Origin of the sequence: Moorena bouillonii PNG (assembly GCF_001942495.1) — a bacterium.
GTDB lineage: Bacteria > Cyanobacteriota > Cyanobacteriia > Cyanobacteriales > Coleofasciculaceae > Moorena > Moorena bouillonii.
In genome coordinates this window covers 3,374,080-3,382,581 of sequence record NZ_MKZS01000001.1, presented here as the reverse complement: position 1 = coordinate 3,382,581, position 8,502 = coordinate 3,374,080, and the positions used below count along the sequence as shown (strand labels likewise).

Here is an 8,502-nt window from a genome sequence, read left to right as displayed (position 1 = left end):
TCCACTGTTCCCAGATCCGCTGTTCCCTGTTCCCGACTTCTGCAAGAAGTCTATTGATTCCAAAAAACTATGATTGCTAATCCACAGCGTTACCGGATGACTCCCGAAGAATACCTGGAGTGGGAACCGACTCAGGAGATTCGTTACGAGTATAGCGATGGGGAAGTCTTCGCCATGACCGGAGGCTCGAAACCCCACAACCGGATTGCTTTAAATCTGGCCAGTGATCTAAATACTCACCTACAAGACAGTAGCTGTGAGGTGTATATCGCAGATGTGAAGGTAAAAATATCTTCAGTTCGTTCCTACCACTATCCAGATGTAGTAGTAACTTGTGATTCCAGAGATCAAGAGTCTAACCAGTTTATTCAGTACCCCTGTCTGATTGTAGAACTGCTCTCACCCTCTACAGAGGCATACGACCGGGGCAGTAAGTTTGCCAAATACCGCAAGCTAAAAACCTTGCAGGAGTATGTTCTAATCCAGTCAGAGACAATAGGAGTAGAATGTTTTAGGCGTAATCAGCAAGGGTTTTGGGTGCTTTATCCCTATGAAAAAGGGGATACGTTTCTTGATGCAATAGCGAGTGGGGGAAACCCCCAAGACCGCGCTGCATCGCTTACCCTCGAAAGTGTCAACTTTTCTGTAAGTTTAGAAGCACTGTATCGCAGAGTGACATTTGATTATAAATCCTAAATGAATTGTGATAATTTTTGTTCCCTTTTCCCTACTCCCTGTTCCCTGTTCCCTGTTCCCTTTAGTATATGACATCCCGAACACCCCGCTAAACATACTATTGCTAATTTAATTTTTTCCATCCTTGCTCAAGCTGATAACAAGTTAACAAGTGGAATGAAATATACCTCCGACTTTTTTACCTTGTTGCATCAAACTGTTGAATAGGTCTACAGCTAGTTTAGTATGGCCGATATAATACTCAATTCCTCTTTGACTGAGCAATTCCTCAGTTTCAGGACAGGTTTGTAGCATTAGTTGCATACCACGGGACAAAACCATAAACTCTATACCCTGTGCCAAAATTTCTTCGATATCGGCGGGTTGAATACCGGGCTGATGGCGAGTACCTGTAAGTCTCCAATCCCATTCCTTAGCACCTCCCGGCCATACTTTACAATCTTTAAATTGATAAGTTTCACCATTATTGGTTACTTCCATACGACCCCAAGAGATATGACTAATTAGGCTTGTCGGAGATTTGTTCATAACTATTGCCTTTCTATTTCAGAGGTTGTCTGAGAAGTCTCATTTGCTACATCCAAGCCCCCTAAATCCCCCAATTTTGGGGGACTTTTAGAAGCAAATTGACTCTTATTCCCCCCAAAGTTGGGGGGCTAGGGGGGCAAAATTCAGTATAAANAGATTCCTGACTAGGTACTTGAGGGGGAGAATCGGTTTGAGCCTGGTGAGTTACTACCTGATCAAGATTTTGCTGATCAACAGTTTGCTGATCAACAGTTTGCTCTTGAGTCTCTATAGCTGTATTCGTACTATCAACAGTGGAAACTTCGGAAGGATAATCTATAGCGCTTAGTTTTTCCGACTTCTGTGGCTCGGAGGCATTAGGGGGAGGAGATGGAGATGGCTGCTGTGGGGAGGAGGGTGCAGATTCCGGTGCCAGAATTTTTGCGATCGCAATACTCTGATGTTCAATGGCTTGCCCATGTTCAGACAACCATTGCTCTAAATTCATTTCACCAACTTGGCTGATTTGTTGGAGGAAATCGACACCTTGTAGCAAGACATCGATGTGAGCTGCTTTGAGGGTAATGGTTTTATTCATAGCTGCCACAAAGCAATCCTCCATGGTATGAGCAATGTTAACAGCAGCATCAATTTGGACAATGCGGGCAGCACCTTTAATGGAATGGGCAGCACGCATTAGGGATTCCAATTCTTGGCTGGAGGAAGGATTACTTTCCAGAGCCAATAACTTGTCATTTAATATCGCTGCTTGGCTTTCCACCTCCATGCGGAATAAATCCAACATGGAGAAATTGCTCATATCTTGTCCGCTGTCTGTCATAGGATTTTAGAGTTTAGAGTTTAGATTGATGATCTTTTGTAAGCATTCAGCGGTCAGCTGTCAGCGGTCAGCCGTCAGTTTATTTTATTCAAAAGCTGTTCGCACCTCAAGTAGCGTGGCCATAGACCCAAAGCTGTTCGCGTAGCGTGCGCGTAGCGCTAATCGCTGTTCGCTGATGACTGATAGCTGATGACTGATAGCTGATAGCTGAATGCTTACATAGATAGCACTTTCCACTCATCACCCCATCGGGTTACGTAATCTTCCGATTTAGGGTGTAAAACAATAACTCATCGTCCAAGTAATTCACCTTTTTATCTTGCCAGTTAATTATCCATTTTGTATAAGTATATGTAGCGTTAGAAATAACCGCTGGTGCATCGAGTAATTCATTAGCATGAAACCGTTGAACAGTAAAAATTTCATCAACGGGAAAGACCCATCGGTTGCCCTCAATTTCCACAACCACCATCCGTTGATACATCACACTACTCACATTGGTTTTGGATTTTAGAGTTAAGGGCTGTTGGATTTTGGATTGCTCGGAATCTGAGTTAGCAGGATTATCTTCCAAACCAAGGAGATGGCTGAGGGAAACGCACATTAGGATTTCCCCACGAATATTCACAATTCCCAGTAAGATCTCGTTGCTGCGGTGGGGGATAGTGTGGATAACACAAGGCTGGGTTACTTCTTTGAATAACTTTGCAGACAATGCCAACCATTCTACTCCTAGCCTAAAGATAATTACGGATATGGTTTCCCCTAGTTGTGTCAGAGCACTTTCCCGTTGCGGCACAGATTGGGAAACCAGTAAGTTAGTCCATTCATTAATGTAACCTGGAGGCGGTTCACGTTCAAGCAAGCCGCGCCCTGCTAAGGAATAAACCGGACAGTTGCGGCAATGAATGAAGGTTTTTAGTTCTGGGCAGGAGCGATCGCCTGTCACTCCGATTTGGTTCCAACAATCGTTAAAAATTGGTTGATTACTTGTTTTATATTGCATTACTTCAGGAGTATATTAAACGTTAATATCAAACCAATTTGTGCTAGTTGTTTAACTAGAAAAAAAATTGATATTTTTGTAAATTTTAATTCACGTATTTATTGAATAAACGCTAAGATTTCGATAGTATTATCCGAATATACACTATTTCCAATACTATCCCTCCAATTCCCATTTCATCCAATCCTTAATCCTTGATCCTTCATTTGCTAGATATAACGTTTTTCGTCGTTATGAGGTACAGTATTCTTTGATGTTGATTCCCTGTTAGGTGCGCTCTTACCATTAAGAATTAAATTCGCCACGGGTCGCACCTCTTGATGCAGTGATCGCTATTCCCTATTCTCTCTTCCCAGATCCGCTGTTCCCAGATCCGCTGTTCCCTATTACCTATTACCTACTTATAGCGTTTCTAGGAGGGTGCATCTCCTAAAAGTTGTTTGACAAGGTGGTGCGTTACGGGGCGGGCTGTCTAAACCCTGGCGCTTGAGCGGAAAATGAGACCCCCCCTGAAGCACCACTAGCAACTTTTTTACAAATATGAGATGCACCCCATTGACCTTGCTCAACAGTAGTGTAATAGACATTATTGAGTCCCTGATTTCTAAAAGCACTAAATGAGACTGGCGCATTAATCCCTAGGGGGTGCATCTCCTAAAAGCTGTTTGATTCGGTGGTGCGTTACGGGGCGGACTTTCCCAAAGCTGGCTACGAGCTGGAAAATGACGGCGAGCCGCCCCTAACGCACCCTACGTAATATTTTCAAATATGAGATGCACCCATCCCTAGGTCAAGGTTTTTGACCTTCTCAAGCGCCTGTCTGAGCCGAGCCTTGTCAACCTTATCCCCCATCATTTGTAGAATCACAACTAGGAGTTTTGCATTCAGAAACCCTTCCAGACTAACAAAACTATACCTAAGGGGTTTGTATTCTGCCGAGCTGAAATTCTTCGGAGGCATCGGGTTATATTGATCCATCAATGCTCGATAGTCACTTACAGCAGCTAGGGAGGTGTCATTGTAACTGGGTACCACTTGCGAATTAATCAAATTTGTAGTATAATCTATCCCAGTATCAAAGAGTAGAAATACATCATCATTTTCAATCAAATTAATGGTGTTTTTAATCGCCCTAGTGGGATTGTATCCATCATCATAAGCCTGAATCACAATTTGTTTGCCATTGATACCGCCTTGGCGATTAATATCTTCTATATAAGCCATTGAACCTCTATACAATTCAATGCCTAAACTTCTAGATGCTCCTGTAAATGCAGCAGACATTCCCAACACAATATCATCCTCTTGGCTCTTCCCTGAGAAACCTGATACCAAAACAAGCAATAGAGATAAAAATAGAGATAAAATAATTAGACCCAGAAGCTTTAACTGATTGGAAATGTGTTTGCTTAACATATAGCGGTTTGCGTGTAGGTTAAGTTAAGTTAGGATACTAACTACTAACTACTGACTACTAACTACTGACTACTTCTTCTTATTGTAATTAGCGCGGGTGGCAAACCGCTATATCCGATTGTCCTATGCGATCGCTATTCTTAAACTATCAGCGATCAGCATCTTTACGGTTGTCCAGAACTACTTATATCTTCGTCTCCAGAGCCTTTTTCGTAAGTTTTACGTGATTAAAAAGCTGAAGGCTGACGGCTGACAGCTTACGTCTAAACTTGGAACACCGAAACTTCTGTTTGTAATCCTTGGGCAGTATCATCCAATCGTTCCAGAGCATTATTCGTATCTCTTAGAGAGTCAGCCGTTTGTTGTGAGGCTTCGCTTAATTGAACCATCGCCTCGCTAATTTGTTGAGCACTTTTTGATTGGTCTTCAACACTTTGATTCACCATCTCAAACCGGGGAGTCAGGCTCTGCACTTGCTCAATTACTTTAGCAATTTGTTCACTAATCTTGCCGACATTTTCGACACTAGTACTGACATCCTTGCTAAATTTATCCATTTCCATCACCCCAGTTGACACTGCTGATTGCATCTCTTTTACCATAGTCTCAATTTCTAGGGTAGCCACTGCCGTTTGGTCAGCTAGCCGCCGAATTTCCCGAGCCACAACCGCAAAACCAGCCCCATACTCTCCTGCTTTCTCCGCTTCAATGGCAGCGTTGAGGGATAGTAAATTAGTCTGATCGGCTACTTTAGTAATAGTGGTGACAACGCTACTGATATTATTGGCTTTTTCATTCATCACCCCCAGTTTGGCAGAAATAGAACTAGTAGCATTGGCTAAGTGACGCATGGTACTTTCCATACGCATCAGGTCTTGTTGACCATGGCTAGCAGCATCAGCAGTAATTTGAGACAGCTGAGCGAGTTGCTCCATAGTTTGAACTAATTCCCCAGAGGTATTGGCAATTTCTTGAGCTGTGCTTGTCACCTCGTTGGTGGAGGCTAATTGTTCGGTCATGGTTGCTTCTAATTGCTTACCAGAGGCAGCAATTTGGGTGGTGGAGCTAGTCATTTGGATACCAGACTGCTGCACCTTATAGATCAATGAATTAAGGTTTTCAGTCATCTTTTTGAGAGATTCCAGTAATTGTCCAATCTCATCCGTTGAGGTAATTTCCACCTTGGTACTCAGATTACCAGCCGAAACTTCTTCTGCTATATCTACTGCTTTGTTTAACGAATTAACAATATCGCGGGTGACAAAAATTCCAAAACCTAGAGTAGTACCAATGATTAAAATGAAAGCAATCAGTACGATGTTGATGGTACGCTTTTGGTCTTCTTTCGCAAGATTGGCTGAGTTTTGAGATAATGTAATAGCTCGCCGCAATAGACTCCTCATTTCTGCTTTCAGTTCTTCTGCGGACTTTTGCATCCGTTCTGCAGCAAATTCCGCTTGATCGGGTTGATTATCAACAACTAAACTGAACGCTTCTTCAGATTTATCACCATAACGATCATGCATTCTTTTATATAACTCTAATTCAGATTTAAAATCTGACCAGTAGTCTTTTTGCTGATTACTTAAGGCTTTTTTGATTTCACGTTTGAGGATGTTATCAACTTTTATAAGAGCGTCGTCCACTAATCCATCCCTTCGGTTGAACTCCGCTCTGGCTTCACTAAATGTGTTTCTAGCAGTGGTGCTTTCTGCATATCGGTAATTAAATCGAAAAGCTCGTTCAAAATTAACCCTCTGAGCAAGTTGACTTTCTTGCATTTCCGTCATGTGCTGGATAAGGGGAAGATCCTCTTCAGCTATCTTACCGATTTCATTCGCTAACTTTGACAGTCCTATCCAGCTAATTCCCCCCCCTAAAAGTATGGTCAAACTAGAGAAGATTAGTAGACCTAGTAGTTTAGTTGCAATTTTCATTTAATTCCAAGTAGCCCCTGTTGCTATTGACTTTTTAGGTTTTGTAGTCGTTGAATTCGCTGTCGGATTACCGTAGCTTTAGCCAGATCCCCACGATTTTCTTGAAGTAAAGCCAGATGAAAGAGTGCTTCGTAGGAATTCGGTTTCAGGTAAACCGCTTTCTGGAAGCATTGCTCAGCCTGCTCGTCATTGCCCAAGGCCTGATGGACTTCTCCGAGTAACACATAAGCCTCAGCACTAGTCAAATTTTGACTTAGGTAAGTTTGGCACAGTGTCACCGCTTCCTCCAAATTTCCTTGATTAGCTAATCTCCTAGCTTTTTCAAGCAAGGATTCTTGTCCCTTTTCAAGCTCCCTTTGTAAGCAGGATTGTTTGATTCCTTTAGACTGTCGATTAACCAGAGCAGAGGGGGAAGATGATCTTGTTTGGTATTCCTGGTCTTGCTCCTGGTCCTGGTTTTGCCCTTGTATTGGATAGAGAGAATGGATCAGCGTCACTGGGGACTTATGACTCGGGAGTGACGATGAGGTTTCCCAATTTCTCCTGCGCCCCTGTTGAGAGTTCCTGGTCTGGGGTTGTCTAAGATCTTTCACCTTCTGATAGGCAAAAGCAAAGGGATAGCGAACTGACACAAATCGATTGGTAGTTCTTACTCCTGTTTCAGCAGACCCCACAAACAGCAAACCTTTAGGCATTAATAAGCGATCTAAGAGTTGTATAGCACGGAACCGGGAAGATTTATCCAAATAAATCAATAAATTGCGGCAGAATATAATGTCATAGTTGCTCTGAGCCAAGCCCAAGGGGTCTAGAATATTACCATGCTTGAAATTAACGGTATTGCGCACCAACTGACATAATTCATAACCATCTGCTGTTTGCTTAAAATAGCGTTTTTGTTGCTGTAGTTGGTTGCCCCGAAAGGAATTCCTGCTGTAGAGAGCACGTCGAGCTTTGTGCAATGCTTCCTTGCTGATATCAATAGCATCGACTCGAAACTGATTAGGAGTCAAACCCGCATCCAGCAAGGTCATAGCAATGGAGTAAGGTTCTTCTCCTGTAGAACAGGGTATACTTAATATCCGCAGGATGGGGTAGTTGGGGTTGGGCAACCACTCAGATATGACGTAACGACTCAGAAACCCAAAGGGTTTTCTGTCCCGGAAAAACCAAGTCTCTAAGACAACGACCGTTTCAATCAGTGATTCGAGTTCTTGAGGTGAGGTTTGCAGTTGTTGCAGATACGTTTGCTGATCCGGTAAGCCACAAGCCAATCGTCTGGTTTCTATCGCTCTAGCAATCTGCCTAGAACCAATAGTACTGCCATCCAAACCGATTTTCTTTCTTAGTAAAGCCTCAATAGTCGCCTGAATCATTACTATTAGTTAGTTAGTTGTTAGTTAATTGGTAGTTTTTAATTTTCTGCTCCAGGTAATAAGTATATCTGTTGGGACTCCGATAACAAATACTCTAGCCGAATTCGTTGGATCATGCCTTTTTCATCCATAATCATTTCTCCTAAATAAGGAGCGTCATTTATTTTTACTCCGGCATCGACCCACTCAGTATCTGGTTTGTTTAAGGTTTCTGTGATTCTTTCTGACATCAAACCGATGCAGTAATGAGTATTCTTTTTGGCAATATAATTGACCATTATAATCCGTGTGCTTAAGTGGGAGCAGCTGGGAGTACCTTGAATTAAATGGCACAGATCGATGACTGGCACAATTGCACCTCGGTAGTTAAACAAACCAGCCACATAGTCAGGAGCTTGGTGTATTTTTCGGAGGTTGACTCTGGGAATTACCTCCACGACCTGAGAACTATCCAGGGCATAAAGGTCATTTCCTACATAAAAAATCAACATTAACATCGGTTAATTGATGGGAAAATTAGTGGGAATTGATATAACGATATTTAACATCATTTAGCCTCTAAATTTCTGAGTGCTCAAACCCCTAATTAGCTTTTATACCAATCCTAAATGAATTGTGAGAATTTTTGTTCCCAGATCCGCTGTTCCCGTCTTGATGCAAAGCGCGAGTGGGGGAAACCACGGCAGTCGCTCATGGGGGAGACCCCCAAGACCGCGCTGCCTC

General features: G+C 42.6%; 10 protein-coding genes. 2 read left to right on the top strand and 8 right to left on the bottom strand.

The genetic code is table 11. The annotated features are described in order from the left end of the window. The first annotated feature begins 69 nt into the window (after window positions 1-69). Window positions 70-696: a Uma2 family endonuclease gene (locus BJP37_RS13755; RefSeq protein ID WP_075899536.1), complete on the top strand. Its 627-nt coding sequence runs from the start codon at window positions 70-72 to the stop codon at window positions 694-696. Window positions 697-840: 144 nt separating this feature from the next. Here the strand turns inward: BJP37_RS13755 and BJP37_RS13750 are convergent, their stop codons facing one another. From BJP37_RS13750 to BJP37_RS13730, 5 genes are all read right to left on the bottom strand, one after another. After that, window positions 841-1,224 carry an Mth938-like domain-containing protein gene (locus BJP37_RS13750; RefSeq protein ID WP_075899534.1) on the bottom strand — a complete coding sequence of 128 codons (384 nt, stop codon included), beginning with the start codon at window positions 1,222-1,224 and terminating at the stop codon, window positions 841-843. A 61-nt stretch (window positions 1,225-1,285) separates the two neighbouring features. Next, complete coding sequence (locus BJP37_RS34420; protein ID WP_438941536.1) at window positions 1,286-2,008, bottom strand: Hpt domain-containing protein; 723 nt, start codon at window positions 2,006-2,008, stop codon at window positions 1,286-1,288. A gap of 120 nt (window positions 2,009-2,128) precedes the next feature. Next, on the bottom strand, window positions 2,129-2,281 hold the full coding sequence (locus tag BJP37_RS41030; protein ID WP_198954037.1) for a hypothetical protein: 153 nt from the start codon (window positions 2,279-2,281) through the stop codon (window positions 2,129-2,131). Window positions 2,282-2,297: 16 nt separating this feature from the next. Continuing rightward, complete coding sequence (locus tag BJP37_RS13740) at window positions 2,298-3,050, bottom strand: chemotaxis protein CheW (RefSeq protein WP_075899532.1); 753 nt, start codon at window positions 3,048-3,050, stop codon at window positions 2,298-2,300. Window positions 3,051-3,812: 762 nt separating this feature from the next. Beyond that, window positions 3,813-4,466 (bottom strand): ABC transporter substrate-binding protein, encoded by a 654-nt coding sequence (locus tag BJP37_RS13730; RefSeq protein WP_075899528.1) that lies wholly within the window; start codon window positions 4,464-4,466, stop codon window positions 3,813-3,815. 97 nt (window positions 4,467-4,563) lie between these two features. Here BJP37_RS13730 and BJP37_RS39150 point away from each other — a divergent pair, with 97 nt between their 5' ends. After that, window positions 4,564-4,719, top strand: a complete 156-nt coding sequence (locus BJP37_RS39150; protein ID WP_158069571.1) for a hypothetical protein — start codon at window positions 4,564-4,566, stop codon at window positions 4,717-4,719. 10 nt (window positions 4,720-4,729) lie between these two features. Here BJP37_RS39150 and BJP37_RS13725 read toward each other — a convergent pair whose 3' ends face one another. Genes BJP37_RS13725 through BJP37_RS13715 form a run of 3 tightly spaced genes read right to left on the bottom strand, consistent with a single transcriptional unit; the run spans window position 4,730 to window position 8,276 of the window. Next, entirely contained in the window at window positions 4,730-6,403 is a 1,674-nt protein-coding gene (locus BJP37_RS13725; protein ID WP_075899526.1) for a methyl-accepting chemotaxis protein, read from the bottom strand. Between the two features lie 23 nt (window positions 6,404-6,426). Further along, entirely contained in the window at window positions 6,427-7,779 is a 1,353-nt protein-coding gene (locus BJP37_RS13720) for a CheR family methyltransferase (protein ID WP_075899524.1), read from the bottom strand. Window positions 7,780-7,817: 38 nt separating this feature from the next. Beyond that, window positions 7,818-8,276: a chemotaxis protein CheW gene (locus BJP37_RS13715; protein WP_075899522.1), complete on the bottom strand. Its 459-nt coding sequence runs from the start codon at window positions 8,274-8,276 to the stop codon at window positions 7,818-7,820. Window positions 8,277-8,502 lie beyond the last annotated feature (226 nt).

Coding starts and splice junctions, on each gene's coding strand:
- BJP37_RS13755 (WP_075899536.1), top strand. CDS start 70: ATGATTGCTAATCCACAGCGTTACCGGATGACTCCCGAAGAATACCTG.
- BJP37_RS13750 (WP_075899534.1), bottom strand. CDS start 1,224: ATGAACAAATCTCCGACAAGCCTAATTAGTCATATCTCTTGGGGTCGT.
- BJP37_RS13740 (WP_075899532.1), bottom strand. CDS start 3,050: ATGCAATATAAAACAAGTAATCAACCAATTTTTAACGATTGTTGGAAC.
- BJP37_RS13730 (WP_075899528.1), bottom strand. CDS start 4,466: ATGTTAAGCAAACACATTTCCAATCAGTTAAAGCTTCTGGGTCTAATT.
- BJP37_RS13725 (WP_075899526.1), bottom strand. CDS start 6,403: ATGAAAATTGCAACTAAACTACTAGGTCTACTAATCTTCTCTAGTTTG.
- BJP37_RS13720 (WP_075899524.1), bottom strand. CDS start 7,779: ATGATTCAGGCGACTATTGAGGCTTTACTAAGAAAGAAAATCGGTTTG.
- BJP37_RS13715 (WP_075899522.1), bottom strand. CDS start 8,276: ATGTTAATGTTGATTTTTTATGTAGGAAATGACCTTTATGCCCTGGAT.